Genomic DNA, 15345 nt, shown 5'->3' with positions numbered 1-15345 from the left:
TGCAGTTTCCGCGTTAACCCCTAACTCGCAGTCAGGACGCGAACCAGAACAACGAGGAACCCAGCAGCAACGAACGCGGTGACTGCCGCCGTCACGAGGTCGGGCGGTCCTTCGTCCGTGCTTTGTCGCGTCGGCATCGCGTGGGCTTGAGGCGTTACCCCAGCCGTTTCAACGGCGGTGCTGAAAGGGCTGTAGAGCGCGCCGCCATGGCTTGCCAAGTCAGCCTCGTTGGCCTGGATATCGACGTCGACGCCGGCTGATTGGCCGACCCGGTCGGCTTCGGCAGTGGGCGACCTCTGTGCTGGCGCTGCCAACAGCGGTGCACCCGCGGTTGCGGACAGGGCGGCCAGGCAAAGACCTGCGAGCGCCAGGCGCGTCTCACGCTGTCCAAGCACCGCGACGGTGTCCCTGGTGTTCTTCATGCTTGCCTCCTGGTGGACTTCCGTCATGGGGCATCGCCAAGGTGTCAGCTTTTGGTACTGGGCGCCATTCCACGAAAGGGGAACAGCGCGCAACTCGGGGGCAACGAGGGCGACGGGCCGCAAGGGGCTCCTGGCAACGGGTGCCTGGTACACAGCACCTATGCGTCGTATGACAAAGCGCCTATGGAGCGACGGGGACTTACGGCGTAGCCTCGTCTCCATGGCATGGACCCGCATGGTCAATCGAGGTCGAGGTCTGCGACAGACGACAAAACCCACCCGAGCAATTTGAATGACGGAGAGAGGGACACGATGAACGCAGAAGAATGCAGCACGCCTGAGCTACCTCGTGTGGAGATCGACCATCGGCTGTTGGATGGCAAAGCCGCCGGTCCGATCACGGTCCTGATCGCGTCAGACCGCCAAGCCTTGCTTCTGGAATGGATGGCGAGGTTGAAGCAGGCGCCCGAATTTCATGCCGAGCCGCTCACTGATCCAGCGCGGCTGGGCCACAGCATTGAGCAGAAGTCGCCAGCTGTCCTGCTGCTCGACAGGGCCATGCTAGACCGCCTGGATGGCGGATCCATTCAAACGATGCACGCATTCTCTGCGAATACACGCGTGCTTCTGCTGTGGGACGAGCTCTGCGATGGACTGGTCGTCGACGTCTTGCGCTATCGCTTCCATGGTTTCCTGCTCACCAGCTGCCTGCCCGAGGTCGGCCTCGAGTCCATCCGTGCAGTCAGCCGAGGCGAACTCTGGTTGTCCCGCGCCGCATTGGCGGACGCAATTGCCGACCTGCTGCCGGCTTCCCCCAGCATTGTCGCAGTCAAGCCACTCGACTCGGCGAGCAACGCCACCACGCTCACGCAGCGCCAGCAGCAAATCGTCGCGCTGCTGCGCTGTGGGTACACCAACAAGGAAATCGCCAATCAATTGGGCGTCATGGAAGACACGGTCAAGAAGCACCTGCAAAGCGTGTTTTCCAAACTCGGGGTGCGCCGACGCGCCTTGGTGGCGCTGCGTCCGAGTCCCGCGGCCTCGAGCCGCATCTGAGGATGCAGTTACCGCGACACCTCGTTCGCAGATTCGCCTTGCGCACCCGCCGTTGCCAGGCCTTACTGCGTGACGGTAAATGACTTGACCAACACGCCACCCGAACCGACCCGGACATCCCATACCGGGTTGCGGCCACCATGTTTCTTGTTCGGCACCGTCACCGTCGCAGTGATCATGTCGAGCGTCGAGGTATCGCTGGCCAGGCGGACGTTGCTGGCGATCGGCCGCGGACCATTGCCGCCCTCGAAGGCCACCGTCATGCCGTCGCTGAATCCATAGCCCGCGATGGTGACCTGAACGGTCGTTCCGGCCCGTGCCGTGTTCGGCGTGATCGACACCGCCGTTGAACAATTTCCGCTGCTGTCCAGCACGGCGACCGTACTCGGTTTCCTGATGTCCACGAGCACACAGGAGACGTTGTCGCTCTCCGTGGATTCGATGATGACTTTCTTCGGATCGATCTCGATCTTCAGCTGATAGATGCCATCCGCGTTGTCCGTGAAGTCGATCTCTTGTCCGGCAAGATGGCTTCCGTAGGTGTCGCCCCAGCCGACGGACATGCCCTGAATGAACTGGCCGCAGTTGCTGAATGCCGCCTGCCCGGGCGCTCCGGGCAGCGATCCGTCTATCTTGGTGGTGTCCATCACGCAGAAGGTCATCTTGCTTCCAGTTCGCACCGAGCCGCCTGGCGCGTTGACGGGTTGCAGCGTGTACAGCGCGTAGTCGTCGAAGTGGAAGTGATTGTGGGCGGGATGCCACTCGAAGTAGCCCGAGAGACGAAGAAACGAGGTGCCATCGCTCAGGAACACACGCTGAAGGACTTGCTGCTTGCCCGACCCCGTATCGACGGGACCTGCCTCGAGTTGAAGCGGCCCGGTTCCGTTGTTCCAGCTTGTCGTGCTGAAGCGCAATGTGGACCCGCCGGACGGGTCGGGCACGAGCGTGAGGGCCGAGGCGGGCAGAGGTTTCAGGTTGGGCGGCCGGTCAATCACCGTCTGGGCCAGCGCACTGCTGGCAAGCGCCACAACACAAGCAGCCGCCAGCGAGCCAACGGCGACCGACCGAAAGTTGGAGGGGTTCGTGCTCATCGGCGCGGCTTTCCAGGTTACGAGAGACAAGTCTTCGTTGGGGCTCGGATCCGCGCGCGCGAAATCGCAGGGAGTTCCTCTCCCTCCGATTGCGCGCGAGATCGAAGTCGGCTACTTGCAGATCTCCTTCTTCGGGTCGCACTCCTTGACCTCGCCGCAGGTGAAGTCGGACAGCACCAGCCTGCCAGGCAGATTCGTCGAGGCACTGAGCAGCGCGCCGGCACCCGTGCAATAGAAGTGCTGGGTGCTCGAGAGCACCTTCGAGGGACTGACGCTGCAGGCGTTCCCCGATGACCAGGTCGCATTGAGCAAACCGGCGGCGGCGCCTCCCGTCTGGTTGTTGACGAAGTGCCAGGTGCCCGTGTAGTCCCCGCAAGACTGCCCACTCAGATTCTCGAGTTGCGCAGCCAGGGCCGTTCCGGCGCAAACACTCAGGGCCACTACGACCGGCGTCAGCCAATACCGCTTCTTCATGCTTGTCTCCTCGTGGACTTCCGTCATGACACCCGCCTTCAATTTGCCGCGCCTGCGCGGAACGCTGACGCCAGGACGGAAGCAATCGACAGCTGGTGCGGCTGTCACGCGTGGTCACCAAAGTTCGCCCTCGGCAGATCCTGTATGCGAACCTGCAGTTGGCGCTGCCACGATGTCAGCTTTTAGTACTAGGCGCCATTCCACAAAAGGGGAACGAGCTGCCACCGATCGAGGTGCAGACGGCGTGCCGATTGAGCAGATCCAGTTGCCGTGCGGCCACAAGAGCAAGACCACCACGGAGATCTACATCAAGGCTCGTTGGCAGCAGACGGCCCAGCCGAATATGGTGGAAGTTGCCTGAATCGGCTGCGTTCCTGGCACGGGATATTTGGCAGTGCCAAATAAACTGCCCAAAAGGAAATGCCCCGCTACCAACTTGGCAGCGAGGCATTCAGGAACCGCGAGGGTTTTATTTTGGCTCCCCGACCTGGGCTCGAACCAGGGACCTACGGATTAACAGTCCGTTGGACTGTCTTCCAAGGAAATCCATCGACAATCAAATACCTCTTTATAAATCAATAGGTTACTGACTTTGACCTTCCAAGGGCATACAATCAAAAACAAGAAAAACCAACTTTGGATCGTGACATGGATCGTGACAAGAATGGCGCTTTTCAGGTGCTTCGCAAGGCGCCCAAGGCGCTCACCGTCACCGCGATTGCTGGCTTGCGCGCGGGCCAGACGCTGGCTGATGGCGCTATCCGTCCGGGCCTGGGAAGCCTCAAGATTCGGCGCCGCGCCACCACCACCGGCACGGTCATCGAATGGCTGTTCGAGTGGTCGCGCGAAGCCAAGACAGCGCGCCAGTCGCTGGGCCGCTACAGCGCCACGGATGCGCCAGGCGCACTGACCATGAAGCAGGCGCGCGACGAAGCCCGGCGCCTGCAAGACCTCATCAAGAATGGTGAAAACCCACTCGCCAAGCGCGAACTTGAACGCGAGGCCCGGCGAATCGAACAGGCCACGGTGCTGGCCCAATCACGCGAAGCAGCGCAAAAGACCTTCGGCGCCATGCTCGATGCCTATGTGGCATCGCTCAAGCAACGCGACAAGGCCGATAGCGCCTATGACGCTGGAAACATCTTCAAGAATCACGTCCAGACGCCCTTCCCCGACCTCTGGGCACTTCCCGGCGCTTCGATCAGCCCGGAACACATCTCGCGCATCCTGACGCGCCTGGTGGGCCCGGACGTGCCCAACAAGAAAGGCCGCACTGCCGTGAAGCTGCGCAGCTACATGGCCGCCGCTTTTGCCCTGGCCCTTGGCGCGAGCCTCGACCCGATGTCACCCAGCGCGGCTGCCGGGTTTGGCGTTGTCTCCAATGCGGCATCGGCAGTGCCGGTCAAGAAGATGGCCAGCAGCTTCAACAAGGCTGGTGAGCGCGTCTTGTCCACGGACGAGTTTCGCCACTTCCTGGCGTATCTGGCCGTGGCGCCCAGCACCCTGCCTAGGCTGGTGCTCCAACTCCAGGTTGCCACCGGTGGCCAGCGCCTTCAGCAACTCCTGCGGCTCAGGCACGCCAACATCGGCCCCGACACGCTCACGCTCTTCGACCCCAAGGGCAAGCGCACGCATGCGCGTGCCCATGTCCTGCCTATGACGCCCGAAATCTCGGAAGTCCTCACGGCCATCGCGGCGCTGCGCCCCACGCGAGAAGACGACGATGCAACGACCGGCGAGCTGCCCGCAGAGGAGCCCGATGAAATCTTTGCAAGCGCCAGCGGCGCCGTGGTGGTGCCTGAATCGCTCTCGACGGTCGTGCGCGAAATCAGCGACGCCATGCTGGCCAACAACCACGCCACCCAACCGTTTCGCGCTGGCGACATCCGCCGCACGATTGAAACCATGATGGCCGGTGAGTTGCGAATCAGCAAGGATGTGCGCGCTCAACTGCTCAGCCACGGTCTGACCGGTGTCCAGGACCGCCACTACGACAAGGGGCAGCACTTGGCTGCCAAGGCAGCCGCGCTGCGCCAGTGGAATGCCTACGTGGCCGACACCTGCATCGGCACGCCTGCGGGTGACAACGTGGTCGGCCTGGCCAGCAAGCGCAGCAAGCGGGCGTGAAGCAACTGCCGCTGACATCGCCGTCGCCATAATGAAGCGGCGCCGACCCAGGTGTATTCAGCACCCAGGTCGGCTGACCAATCTCACGAAAGGACGGTTCGTGATATGGCTGCTCACGATGCTACTAGCGCGGTACCACTCGCGCCCGTGAACCTCGGGCTGGACCTGCCGCGCCCACTGGTGTGGCCACCTGAGCCCGGCCTGCTTGATCCCGAATGGCTCACCGAGGTGCCACGCGAGAAGTGGAACGGGGTCCAGTGGCGCGAATACGCCGAACTGCGGGAGCGCCAGGCAGAGGCCCAAATTCAAGCGCGCGAGCGCGATCTCCAGCAGGCCCGGGCACAGTTGGCTGCGCTGCAATCAAAGCTTCGGCGCGCCAAGGGGCAACCACCCCAGGCAATCACCAATCTTCTGGACTGGCCCGTGCCCCGCAAGCGGGGGCGCCCGTCAGGCTCGAAGGCCACGCCGATCGCCGAGCGCGCCGTCATCAAGCTGCTGGCCCTGCGCGCACAATCGCCGCGCCGCCGGATCACCCGCGAGCAAGCGCTCGCGGCGGTGCTGCTGGACGATGGCCGACGCGCGTCCCGTGCCAAGACCATGCGTGGCGTCCTCAATGAAATGTCACGGCTCATGCGCGGAGCACAAAAAATCGCAACCTGAGCTTGGCATTTTTCGTGCGCCTGGTGGGCGTGCAATCGCTCCGTTGCAACAGGGCCCAAAGCCCATCACGGAGTTCAAGGATGCGCCTTCTTCGATTGCCAGAAGTCAAAGCGGAATTGGGCCCCCGCTCGAACACTTCCATCTACAACGACATTGCGGACGGCCTTTGCACCCAGGGTGTGAAGATCGGCCCGCGCGCCGTGGCCTGGCCCCATGATGAAATCGAGGCCATCGCGACCGCGCGCGTCGCGGGCATGCACGCTGACGGCATTCGTGCCTTGGTCCGCCACCTGCATGCCGAGCGCGCCCGCCGCGCAGAGAAGTTGCAGGCGTTGGTGGCGAACCTGGTGGCGGCGGACCAGGTCTAGCGGGGCGGCACCATGACCCCACAAGACGAAGCCGCAGGGGTGCTGGTCACACCCGCGACGGCCCAACAGAATCACGATTGCACCGACCATTCTACTGCCCAAAAAACAGGCACCTTCAAGCCCTGGCGCACGATGGGCTTCGACCGTTCCAAGCTGCCTGATCCGGTGGCCTTCTACGACGCGCGCGGCCTGAAGTTGTTGGGCCGTGGCAAGTGGCGCACGACCTGCTGCGAATTTCACGGCGGCTCTGATTCCATGCGCATCAACATCGACACGGGCGCCTTCATTTGCATGGCAGGCTGCGGCGCACGCGGCGGCGATGTGGTGGCCTACTCGATGGCCGCTGACGGCTACGACTTCAAGGCCGCCTGCCGTGCACTGGGCGCCTGGGTGGAGGGCCAGCCCATCCGCCCGCTGAAGCCCACGCCTCTGAGCGCGCGTGCCGCCTTGCAGGCGATGAACCCTGAAATCATGCTGGCGGCGGTGGCCGCAGGCAACGTTGCCAACGGCGTGCCACTCACCGACGCCGACCAGGCCCGCCTTCTGCTCGCCGCCCAACGCTTTATCCGCATTGCGGAGCTGTTCGCATGATGGCCGCACAAGACACGGCGGTGCTGGCTGCACTGGACGCCGACATTGCCAACAACCCGCCCGTCCTGCCTTGCGGTGTTGCAGGTGTTGCAGGTGTGCAGGCCAATAGCCATGCAGGTTCGGGTGCAACACTTGCCGATTCTGGTGGTGTTGCGGGTGTTGCACCCAAGCAGGACTCGCCCGAACCGACTGACAAGGTTCGGCCATTCTTCCATGTGTTGGATGAAGCAGCCGAACACGAAGGGCGCCCGCTTCGCGCAGGCGTCTGGCATTTCGGGATGCGCGCGAGCCGTGGCGGCGCTGGCCCCACACCCACCCAAGAATGGGTGTGCAGTCCCCTACGCGTCGAGGCCGTCACGACCGATGCGCACGGCAGCAACTTTGGTCGCCTGCTGCGCTTTCGCACGACGCTGGGCGAGTGGCGCACCTGGGCAATGCCCATGGAACTGCTGCGCGCAGACGGCAGCGATTTGCGCGGCGAGTTGCTGGCGATGGGCGTGGAGATTGACCCGGGCGCCCACCGGCTGTTGGCGCAGTACCTGCAAGACGGTGCGCCGCAAAAGCGCATCCGCTGCGTGCTGCAAACCGGCTGGGCATCGGAGAAAGTTTTCGTCCTGCCGAATGCAGTAATTGGCCCGGCTGCTGCCGATGTGGCCTACCAATCTGGCGAAAGGGCCAGCGAGGAATACACGACCGGCGGCACGCTCGAAGGTTGGCGCGAGCAGGTTGCAGCGCTGGCAATTGGCAATCCGCTCTTGACCTTGGCCTTGTGCGGCGCCTTCGCGGGTCCGCTGCTCGCGCGCGCCAATGCGGAAAGTGGTGGCCTGCACCTGGTGGGTGACTCATCCACGGGCAAGACCACCGCAATCGAGGCCGCGTGCAGCGTTTGGGGCGGCGCCAATTTCCGCCGTTCGTGGCGGGCCACCGCCAATGGCATGGAAGGTGTCGCTGCCTTGTTCAACGACTCGCTGCTGGCGCTGGACGAAATCAGCGAATGCGACCCGCGCGAAGTAGGCGCCATCGTCTACAGCCTGGGCAATGGCCGTGGTAAACAGCGCGCCAGCAAGACCGGCGCCGCCCGCCAGGTGGTGCGTTGGCGTTGCAGCGTGTTGTCCAGCGGCGAGCGCACGATTGGAACGACGATGGCTGAAGGCGGTCACCGCATCAAGGCGGGGCAGTCCGTGCGTCTGCTGGATGTGCCAGCGCATCGCACCTATGGCGCCTGGGATGACCTGCACGGCCACGCCAGCGGCGCCGCTTTCTCTGACGCCCTGCGCGCTGCCTGCGCCGCGCATCACGGCCACGCGGGGCAGGCATTCCTGGAAGCCATCACATGCGACGATGACACCGCCATTGCGCAGGCGCTGGAAGCAATGAAGGCGCTGGAGCAGTTTGCTGCGAGCGACGGCCAGGAAAAGCGTGCAGCGGCGCGCTTTGCTCTGCTGGCTGTGGCGGGCGAACTGGCCACGACCTACGGCGTCACCGGGTGGAAGGAAGGGCAGGCCACGGAAGCTGCAGCGCAGTACTTTGCAGCCTGGAAGGCCCTGTGCGGGCCGATGGTTGGCAGCCTGGAACGCGAGCAGGCGACAGAACGCGTGCGCGACTTCATTGATTGCCACGGGGGTTCACGATTCGAGCCCGCTGATGGTAGCGCCACGGTGGTGGTACGGGACCGCGCAGGCTGGTGGAGGGGCGACGGCGGCGAGCGCCGCTACATGTTCACGACCTGCGCCATGCGCGAAGCGCTCAAGGGAATCGACCTCAAGCGGGGCCTGGATGCGTTGCAGCAGTGCGGTGCCCTCGAAGTTCCACAGTCCAGCGACAAGCGCTCGCACTCGCTACGCCTGGGTGGCATCCCGGTTCGCGTCTACATCATCAATCCAAGCAAACTGGGCGGTGCTGCATGAGCTTGGGCGTGCTGAAAGGGCTCTTTGAGCGGCTGCGCGAGCCTTCGTCTGCGACACCTGCAACACCAGGCACAAGGGGTGGTGTTGCAGCGAAACCCGCGCCAGTATTGGGCTGCACACCTGCAACACCTGCAACACCAGAAATTCCAAAGGTCGAGACACAGAGCGCGAGCGACCCGAAGCAGGACATTGATCGCTGGTGCTGGCCCAACGACCCCGGCCCCGATGCAGCCATGAACAGCGCCGAGATCGCCCTATTCGTGGGCCGCCATGTCCGCCTGCTGGCGCTGGGCTTGCGCGATTGCGAGGCCGAGCGCCTGGCAGAGACGCTGACCAGGCGCGACCGCGAGCACGATGACCGCCACTCATGCGCCGAGTGTCGCCAGGGCCGCGCACGGCGCTGCGCCGACGGCGTGCCTCCAATCGCCGATTGCTGCATAGTTGTTCACATTGCTCGACCCTAGAGCAGCTTGCGAAGCATTTCGATGTCGGCGATGTCCTTTTTTCGGCCTTGTTCATCGGTCAGTGCAGACGAAATTTCCTTGAGCCGAATGAGATCGGCCACCGATACGGTCGCCAGCTCAAGGCTGCCATACTTGTGTCGTTCGGAGCGATCGAAATATGCATCGAAATCCTCTTCTTCGATCGACGTGAACAGATCGACTTCCTTGTCCTTGCCGGCACTCGGGAAAGCAAGGATGACATTGGCCTCGGTCGGTGGCGGCGAGTCGCCCAGCACGCCAGCTAGCTTCATCGCCTTTTTCACCAGCCGAGCATTCGCTGCACTCCGGTCAATCCAGATGTCCAGGTCAGCGGGTTGACGATCCAGGCCATGCGCTCGCACGGCTTGACCACCGATAACAATGAAACGCGCACCGCTCTCCTGCAACGCCTGGGTGATGCGCTTCTGATTCAAAGTAAGACCCACGACTACAACCTTTCACCAACAGTTTGCATGTGGTCATGCCGCGTGACACTCTGACTACGCGAGGCAACGCTATGAAATGTGCCGCAATGCCGACACGGGAAGGCTTATACGTAGCGCATCGCCGCTGTCGTCCGGCCTCATGGCGTTCCGGGCGTTGGTGCTGGCGGCGAGGTCGCGGCACCCATGGTCTCGAAAAGCTTGTTCGGGTCTATGACAAGCTGGAACCGGATCGGGCAGGTCGCCTCTGGACTCGAGTTGCGCACAACACTCATGGGGGGAAACTGCGGTCGATTGGCGTCTATGCAGGCCACCAACATCACTTCGGCAAGGTTGGTAAGGAACTCCAGCATGACTGCAACATCCTGACGAACATCTGTCATATCTGTGCCCTCCAAACCCCAAGTCGGCACTTCGATGTCATTGGTGGGCAGCATCGTGAAGTTCTTAAGGAGCAGCGCGGCGCCTTTGGTCGTGAGTGTGTGTTCTTGACCATTGCGGAAGTCGATGATGCATTTGATCATCGGTACCCGGCTTGTCAGCCACTTCACCATGTTGTGATCCGGCCCAAGAACAGGCACCAGTTCCTTCTCCAACAAGTGCGAGGCATCACTGTGCTGGCGCTTAAAATTCCAGAACAGGTTTGGCACCTGACAGATCTCTGTTACTACGCGTCGGGCAGGAATCAGGAACGCAGTGATCTTTGCATCTAGGTCTTGCACCGCAGGAAAATATGCAAGCACGTTGGTGCCGCTCTTGCGGCTGCCTGATGCCTTGAACTTTTCAATTTCGGCGTCCATTGCTATCGCAAATGCCTCGCTCGCTTGGGCACACTGCAACAAGGTTTCCTTGATGCGATGCATCAGCATCATCACGTCCTCAAGCTTCGTATCGCTCAACACCATTCTGTTTGACAGCATGTCTTCTGCCATCAGGATTGTGCGAGCGATATACGGCGACGATGATCCAACATCGGCAACCTTCCACTGAGAGAACATCGCGTTCGGGTTCGTGCGGGCAGGGTCGATCGACTCTGGCGTCTGAAATCTGAACGTCTCATGCTCGGTATAGATTTCCATGAAGTCTCGTAGCCCCACCATTCTCTGGATGCTGCCGCCCTTGGTGGCCGGCACAGAGAAACTGCCCGGATTGTCGCGCGGGTACATCGGGGTCCTGGGCTTTGATGGGTCTTGCTTCTTCATGGGTTCAAGCTTAAGCGACGTGCCGCCATCACCGATGGAAGCGACCGCCGCGTGCTCAACCTGCACGCTAGATGACGTGAAGCACCCGGAGCAAGACGACCATCGCGCCGGTCAGCACCATGAGTACGGCAGTACCTACAGCGCCACCGAGCGCCGTTTGGCAAATGACTTCCTTCGTGGCCCCATTCATGCCCTCGGCGTGCAGCAGCTGGCGCTCGATGGGCAACCCCGGCCACTGATGCCGGCGAAGTTCGTGAAGAGAGGCACACTGCGACCGATCGAAGATGCGCCCCGTATTCAAGGGCTAGGTGAGGGAGCAGGCGTCGGTGTTGGGGGTGGGGGCGGGTCAACGGGAAGGAAGCGCCTCACACGGAGGGCTGAAATGGGATCGGTAGCGGCGAATGTTTTCAGCCACGCGATCGTCTGCTCACGCACCTTCTTTTCCTCTGTAGTCGCCCCCTTCTCACCAAATTTAAGGAGCGTGATCAGTCGGCGCGCGAACAGGCTGTTGTCCTTGGCCCCGGTAAGCAGTGGCACGATGTCGTCGAACTTCGCTTCCCCGATCTTGGTGAGGTCCTCGGGAGCCCACCCGCGCTTGAAGTCGATAGCATCAAGCGCCTTCGCCAAGTCCACCGGCTCTTTGAGACGATCGGCCTCCGCTTCAAGCACGGCCCTGAAGGTAGCGTCGTACTTGTCGCCAAAATGTTCGCTCGGTGCCAAAGCGCCTCGGCGATCTTGGTTCGCGGCAATGAACTGATTCAGGAGTTTCGTCGCCGCGTCTTTCCCTTGAAGATCAAGCAGCACTTCATATACACCGTGAAACTCGGATGCATTCATCAGGTTGAGCGCAGCCTTGGTTGTGTCCAATAGCTGATCGAAGGCTGTCTTACTGTCGCCAACGCCCCACCAAAAGCGATAGATCGCATCGTTGAATGCCTCTTTCCGGCCACCTCCCTCGATGCTCTGCGACAACTCCTCGGAGAGGCTTCGAACCGCTCCATCACGAAAAAAGCCAGAGGTGATGCCGGCATAGACTTCCTTGTCCAGCTGGGTCGTTACTCTGTAGCCGTACCCTGCAATGAGCTTATGCCAGTCAGACTCTCGTTTCTCTTGCTCGGTCTGCTCCTCCTTCTTCTTTTCTTTACTGAAATACCTAGCCCAGTCGGCACTGCCGTATCCGAGTAGATATTCGGTCGTGGGAAAGTCTTTATGAGGAATGAAGTGCGCAACGCCGAAGAGCGCCAAGGTGTTGATTACATCGGCAAGCACGTTGGGGTGAAGACCCGTCACGATCGTCGCCAAGTCGTGGGCGAGCGCGCCGAGTCGACTGATCACGCGAATGTTCGAAACGCCAAGACGAATGAGCCTCTCCGTCAGGATTTTGCCGGCCTCAGCTGGCTCCGCTCCGAGCGCAACGACACACGCCTCCTCAGGAGTCGGTGCGAAATCCACCGTTTCTTCGACGACCTTCTCGAGATACGTGGCAAATTCGTCCTTGGCGTCACTGCCCAACTTCTTCTGATTAGAGATGAGGAGAACGCGGCAATGCCTTTCCTCCTTTAGAAACGAGGCAAGACCGAACACGTCGGCGACGCGCAAGGATGCGGGGGCGCGTTCAAGGTCATCGAAACAAATGACAGCGTTTCGCACCGTCGCAAACGAAAGCTCTTGGGCGAGAGACTCGAGCTTCCCGAGGTAGGGAATCACCGGCAGGATTTTTATGATCTGCATCGGCTTCAAGCCAATGGCCCCGCCTTCAACCACTTCTCCCACCGTATCAGCACGGCCTGGCAGCCTCACCGCGGAGATAACTTCTTCCGTAATGCGCTTTCGCACGTCTGCCAGTGAAGTGAGGCCGAACAGCGAGACGTAGGCGTAACGAGGACGAACCCCTTTCTTGGCTGCTCTTTCGAGTGCCTGCTTCCACTGGTATGTCTTGCCGGAGCCCCAGTCGCCAGTCAGCATTGCGACTCTTGGTACTTCCGTGGCAAGCAACTTGTCAAGTCGATTTTGAACAACTTCTAGAGTCAAAGCGATCTCCTCCTCGGGCCAATTGTTGGCGGACGACACGTTAGCGCGCACGCGCGTTCCGGTGGCTCGCAAATCGATTACTTGAGAAATGTTGCGCATCAGCAGCAACTTCCGTCGCGCCTGACGCCGCCAACGAAGCGCCCGCAGCACGCGCTGCCGGAACAACCACGCCACACTCAGCAAAAAAACCCTGGAGAGCCGCACAGGCCTCAAGACGTTCGACAAGAGTGAGCAACCCAAGCGGCATCCACATGCTCGTAGCCGTCCCCCGAAGGATTGGGTACCTCAGCGAACCGCTCTGCGCGAGAGCCTTTGCTCGATGACGTCCCGTGCGCGACTCGGTGAAGGCAGCCTTATGACGTTCCGTGCCTGAGCGAGCTGCAAGCGGCGGTGTGCGTCGTCGCGTTGGACCTCCAAGTCCGCGACTTGTGCCTGTAAAACTTGCACCTCGCGATCGAAGCGTGTCATCGTGCGCCGCGTCCTGGTTTTAGCTTGCGGATACGGCTCGTTTGGATGGGCTGCTACGAGCAGATGGATGTTCCTAAGGTCCTCAGCATAGACAACAGCTCGGCAGATGGCGGCGTTTTTTAGGGCAGTGTCGCTTCGGTCCTTGGGGCGAGCGCCACCTGGCTCCCAGTTCACACGGAGATTCAGCTGACCTGTACAAATTCCGAGCAGCTCGCTGCGCGAGAAGAAGAGGAAGAAGTACTTCTTGTCTAGCGAGGTCCGGCGGTTGAACGGAATCCTGCGCACGCCAACCAGGATGTAGTGCTCGGCATCGTTGCCTTCACCATGCCCGAACAGATTGCTGAAGCCGTGCCTAAAGCCGCCATTCCCATACGGGTGGTAGACCGACAACTTCACTTCGCCTTTCGACCACTTCGCTTCGTCAGTCGTCGGAAGAAGCACATCGAAACGATTCCCCCGCGTCTTCTGGGCTCTGCCCATTGGCACAGTCCCCACCAACGATGCGATCGTCTTCACCACGCTCTCGTCGGCTGTCATTTCTTGAGGCATTGGCATCGCCGATCTTCGGAGCCGTCTGACTACTGCCATGGTTTGGGTTCCTCAGAATAACGCGTTGCAAGAAAGCAAAAGGCGCGCAAGCTCGTCAGAGCTGCGCGCCTTATCTAGGTCGCGAAATACCGCTTTGGCAGGATCTTGCAGCGCCGAAGCGGGCTTGTCAATTCACCTGCAGCGCGGAAGAGTCACAGTGATTGTCAGCGCTGCCAAGCAGCACCGCAGTCACGGCGCCACCTACTGCGCCACCGAGGACCGCCCCGCCAGATGATCGCACACACGGCGGCGTCCACTTTCTGGCGCTGCGCCACTTGCTTGTCGCAGTCGGCTTCTAGCCTGGGGCACCGCGCCATTGCTGCATGAGCCAACCATTGTGCCGTGCACAGTCGCGATGCTGATTTCGGCGGTGGTGGGTTCTGGCATGGCCATGAATTCCTGGACCAGCGTGCCGGGTCGCGACGAGTGCTGGTGAGCCACGGCCTGGCGATAGGGTGGGGCCGGCAAGGGGCGCCGCGGGCTCGCTACGATGGGCAATCGAGCGAGGCGCGAAGCTCATGCAAACGTTACTTCCGCAAAGCCCGACGCAGACATTCCCAACCTCCATCGCCACGGAGACCCTTTCCCTCATGGTTGACCGGCGGGACAACCCGCCGGACAGAAATGGCCGCTCGCGCCGCTGGCGCGCCATGGCGATCTCTCATATGCTGCCGGCGTGTACCAGCCACACCCCAGTCAGGAACTCACCGAGATGTTCCGCGCCAAGCCCTACCAAGGTGCCCCGCCGGAAAGTGCGGAGTTCGTCTTCGTGGGGCTGGATGCGAACTACGACGCTGACATCGAAAGCAGTCCCGCCTTCCCGCGTGTGATGGAGTATCACAAGGATGGCATTGCCTTTTGGCGGCACCATAAGGTCCATCATCCATTTCTTCTGGCCGACTACAGAGGCGACGGCCGACGCTATCACCGCAACTTCGCCCGGACAGGTTTCGAGCCAGTGGACGCGTGCCGCGTGTCGTTCGTTGAGCTGCTGCACATTCCGACTGTCGGTGTCAGTGCGCTAGTGGCGGCGGACCTCGACTCCGCGCACTTAGAGTGGCTGAACGCGCTCATCCAGCATGGTGCCAGGCGGCATGTCTTTCTGTCGGACAAGGTGATCAGGCTCATGCTCGACAGCAGGCGCTTGTTCGACAGCGGGCTTTTCCCCGATCTGCCCAAACCTATTGCGAAACAAGTGCTCCCTCAGCTGCACAAGGTTGAAGAGACGACGATCCACCAGCACCTGCATTTCGCCAACTATGGAAAATTTCAGGCACGCATGACGGATGAAGCGGCTGCCATCTTTCGTCTGCGTACTGACTCGCCGCACACTTCCTGCGCGTGCTGAACGGCAGCCATACCTGGACACCGCGACGCCGGAATGAGCACGCCACGCGCACCGAGAAACGCAGGATGGACCCGGTCTTAAAGATGA

The 15345-nt window shown here is 61.5% G+C and carries 15 protein-coding genes; 8 read left to right on the top strand and 7 right to left on the bottom strand.

Features of this window, described 5'->3' with window-relative positions; genetic code table 11:
- Positions 1-20 precede the first annotated feature (20 nt).
- A complete protein-coding gene (locus ACIPRI_RS12660) occupies positions 21-422 on the bottom strand; it encodes a hypothetical protein (RefSeq protein ID WP_446621804.1) in 402 nt (133 codons plus the stop codon).
- A 312-nt stretch (positions 423-734) separates the two neighbouring features.
- On the opposite strand from ACIPRI_RS12660, the gene ACIPRI_RS12655 reads away from it, so the two are divergent.
- A complete protein-coding gene (locus ACIPRI_RS12655; RefSeq protein WP_446621803.1) occupies positions 735-1478 on the top strand; it encodes a helix-turn-helix transcriptional regulator in 744 nt (247 codons plus the stop codon).
- A 62-nt stretch (positions 1479-1540) separates the two neighbouring features.
- Here the strand turns inward: ACIPRI_RS12655 and ACIPRI_RS12650 are convergent, their stop codons facing one another.
- Positions 1541-2569 (bottom strand): lysyl oxidase family protein, encoded by a 1029-nt coding sequence (locus tag ACIPRI_RS12650; protein ID WP_446621802.1) that lies wholly within the window; start codon positions 2567-2569, stop codon positions 1541-1543.
- 111 nt (positions 2570-2680) lie between these two features.
- Positions 2681-3043, bottom strand: coding sequence for a hypothetical protein (locus tag ACIPRI_RS12645; protein WP_446621801.1), 363 nt, complete (start codon positions 3041-3043; stop codon positions 2681-2683).
- 648 nt (positions 3044-3691) lie between these two features.
- Between ACIPRI_RS12645 and ACIPRI_RS12640 the strand changes: the two genes are divergently transcribed.
- The 6 genes from ACIPRI_RS12640 (at position 3692) to ACIPRI_RS12615 (ending at position 9160) form a co-directional block, all read left to right on the top strand.
- Positions 3692-5170, top strand: a complete 1479-nt coding sequence (locus ACIPRI_RS12640) for a hypothetical protein (protein ID WP_446621800.1) — start codon at positions 3692-3694, stop codon at positions 5168-5170.
- 147 nt (positions 5171-5317) lie between these two features.
- Positions 5318-5830, top strand: a complete 513-nt coding sequence (locus tag ACIPRI_RS12635; RefSeq protein ID WP_446621799.1) for a hypothetical protein — start codon at positions 5318-5320, stop codon at positions 5828-5830.
- Between the two features lie 80 nt (positions 5831-5910).
- A complete protein-coding gene (locus ACIPRI_RS12630; RefSeq protein WP_446621798.1) occupies positions 5911-6198 on the top strand; it encodes a helix-turn-helix transcriptional regulator in 288 nt (95 codons plus the stop codon).
- 12 nt (positions 6199-6210) lie between these two features.
- Positions 6211-6789 carry a CHC2 zinc finger domain-containing protein gene (locus ACIPRI_RS12625; protein WP_446621797.1) on the top strand — a complete coding sequence of 193 codons (579 nt, stop codon included), beginning with the start codon at positions 6211-6213 and terminating at the stop codon, positions 6787-6789.
- Complete coding sequence (locus ACIPRI_RS12620) at positions 6786-8696, top strand: DUF927 domain-containing protein (protein ID WP_446621796.1); 1911 nt, start codon at positions 6786-6788, stop codon at positions 8694-8696. Before ACIPRI_RS12625 ends, ACIPRI_RS12620 begins: the two co-directional genes overlap by 4 nt.
- Positions 8693-9160 (top strand): hypothetical protein, encoded by a 468-nt coding sequence (locus ACIPRI_RS12615; RefSeq protein ID WP_446621795.1) that lies wholly within the window; start codon positions 8693-8695, stop codon positions 9158-9160. Before ACIPRI_RS12620 ends, ACIPRI_RS12615 begins: the two co-directional genes overlap by 4 nt.
- On the opposite strand, the gene ACIPRI_RS12610 is transcribed toward ACIPRI_RS12615, so the two are convergent.
- From ACIPRI_RS12610 to ACIPRI_RS12595, 4 genes are all read right to left on the bottom strand, one after another.
- Positions 9157-9624, bottom strand: coding sequence for a hypothetical protein (locus tag ACIPRI_RS12610; RefSeq protein WP_446621794.1), 468 nt, complete (start codon positions 9622-9624; stop codon positions 9157-9159). The genes ACIPRI_RS12615 and ACIPRI_RS12610 overlap by 4 nt on opposite strands.
- A 137-nt stretch (positions 9625-9761) precedes the next feature.
- Positions 9762-10823 carry a hypothetical protein gene (locus ACIPRI_RS12605; RefSeq protein ID WP_446621793.1) on the bottom strand — a complete coding sequence of 354 codons (1062 nt, stop codon included), beginning with the start codon at positions 10821-10823 and terminating at the stop codon, positions 9762-9764.
- 297 nt (positions 10824-11120) lie between these two features.
- Positions 11121-12953 (bottom strand): hypothetical protein, encoded by a 1833-nt coding sequence (locus tag ACIPRI_RS12600; RefSeq protein WP_446621792.1) that lies wholly within the window; start codon positions 12951-12953, stop codon positions 11121-11123.
- 186 nt (positions 12954-13139) lie between these two features.
- On the bottom strand, positions 13140-13859 hold the full coding sequence (locus ACIPRI_RS12595; protein WP_446621791.1) for a hypothetical protein: 720 nt from the start codon (positions 13857-13859) through the stop codon (positions 13140-13142).
- A gap of 763 nt (positions 13860-14622) precedes the next feature.
- Between ACIPRI_RS12595 and ACIPRI_RS12590 the strand changes: the two genes are divergently transcribed.
- On the top strand, positions 14623-15258 hold the full coding sequence (locus ACIPRI_RS12590) for a hypothetical protein (protein WP_446621790.1): 636 nt from the start codon (positions 14623-14625) through the stop codon (positions 15256-15258).
- The last annotated feature ends 87 nt before the right edge of the window (positions 15259-15345 follow it).

This window comes from Variovorax sp. LARHSF232, assembly GCF_052871435.1.
Note: the sequence above shows the minus strand (reverse complement) of the source record. Positions and strands in the feature narration are given on the sequence as shown.

Excerpts from the sequence above, each read along its gene's own strand:
- ACIPRI_RS12620 (WP_446621796.1), top strand. The coding sequence starts at position 6,786 with ATGATGGCCGCACAAGACACGGCGGTGCTGGCTGCACTGGACGCCGAC.
- ACIPRI_RS12645 (WP_446621801.1), bottom strand. The coding sequence starts at position 3,043 with ATGAAGAAGCGGTATTGGCTGACGCCGGTCGTAGTGGCCCTGAGTGTT.
- ACIPRI_RS12655 (WP_446621803.1), top strand. The coding sequence starts at position 735 with ATGAACGCAGAAGAATGCAGCACGCCTGAGCTACCTCGTGTGGAGATC.
- ACIPRI_RS12615 (WP_446621795.1), top strand. The coding sequence starts at position 8,693 with ATGAGCTTGGGCGTGCTGAAAGGGCTCTTTGAGCGGCTGCGCGAGCCT.
- ACIPRI_RS12625 (WP_446621797.1), top strand. The coding sequence starts at position 6,211 with ATGACCCCACAAGACGAAGCCGCAGGGGTGCTGGTCACACCCGCGACG.
- ACIPRI_RS12590 (WP_446621790.1), top strand. The coding sequence starts at position 14,623 with ATGTTCCGCGCCAAGCCCTACCAAGGTGCCCCGCCGGAAAGTGCGGAG.
- ACIPRI_RS12640 (WP_446621800.1), top strand. The coding sequence starts at position 3,692 with ATGGATCGTGACAAGAATGGCGCTTTTCAGGTGCTTCGCAAGGCGCCC.
- ACIPRI_RS12660 (WP_446621804.1), bottom strand. The coding sequence starts at position 422 with ATGAAGAACACCAGGGACACCGTCGCGGTGCTTGGACAGCGTGAGACG.
- ACIPRI_RS12605 (WP_446621793.1), bottom strand. The coding sequence starts at position 10,823 with ATGAAGAAGCAAGACCCATCAAAGCCCAGGACCCCGATGTACCCGCGC.
- ACIPRI_RS12630 (WP_446621798.1), top strand. The coding sequence starts at position 5,911 with ATGCGCCTTCTTCGATTGCCAGAAGTCAAAGCGGAATTGGGCCCCCGC.
- ACIPRI_RS12650 (WP_446621802.1), bottom strand. The coding sequence starts at position 2,569 with ATGAGCACGAACCCCTCCAACTTTCGGTCGGTCGCCGTTGGCTCGCTG.
- ACIPRI_RS12595 (WP_446621791.1), bottom strand. The coding sequence starts at position 13,859 with ATGACAGCCGACGAGAGCGTGGTGAAGACGATCGCATCGTTGGTGGGG.
- ACIPRI_RS12600 (WP_446621792.1), bottom strand. The coding sequence starts at position 12,953 with ATGCGCAACATTTCTCAAGTAATCGATTTGCGAGCCACCGGAACGCGC.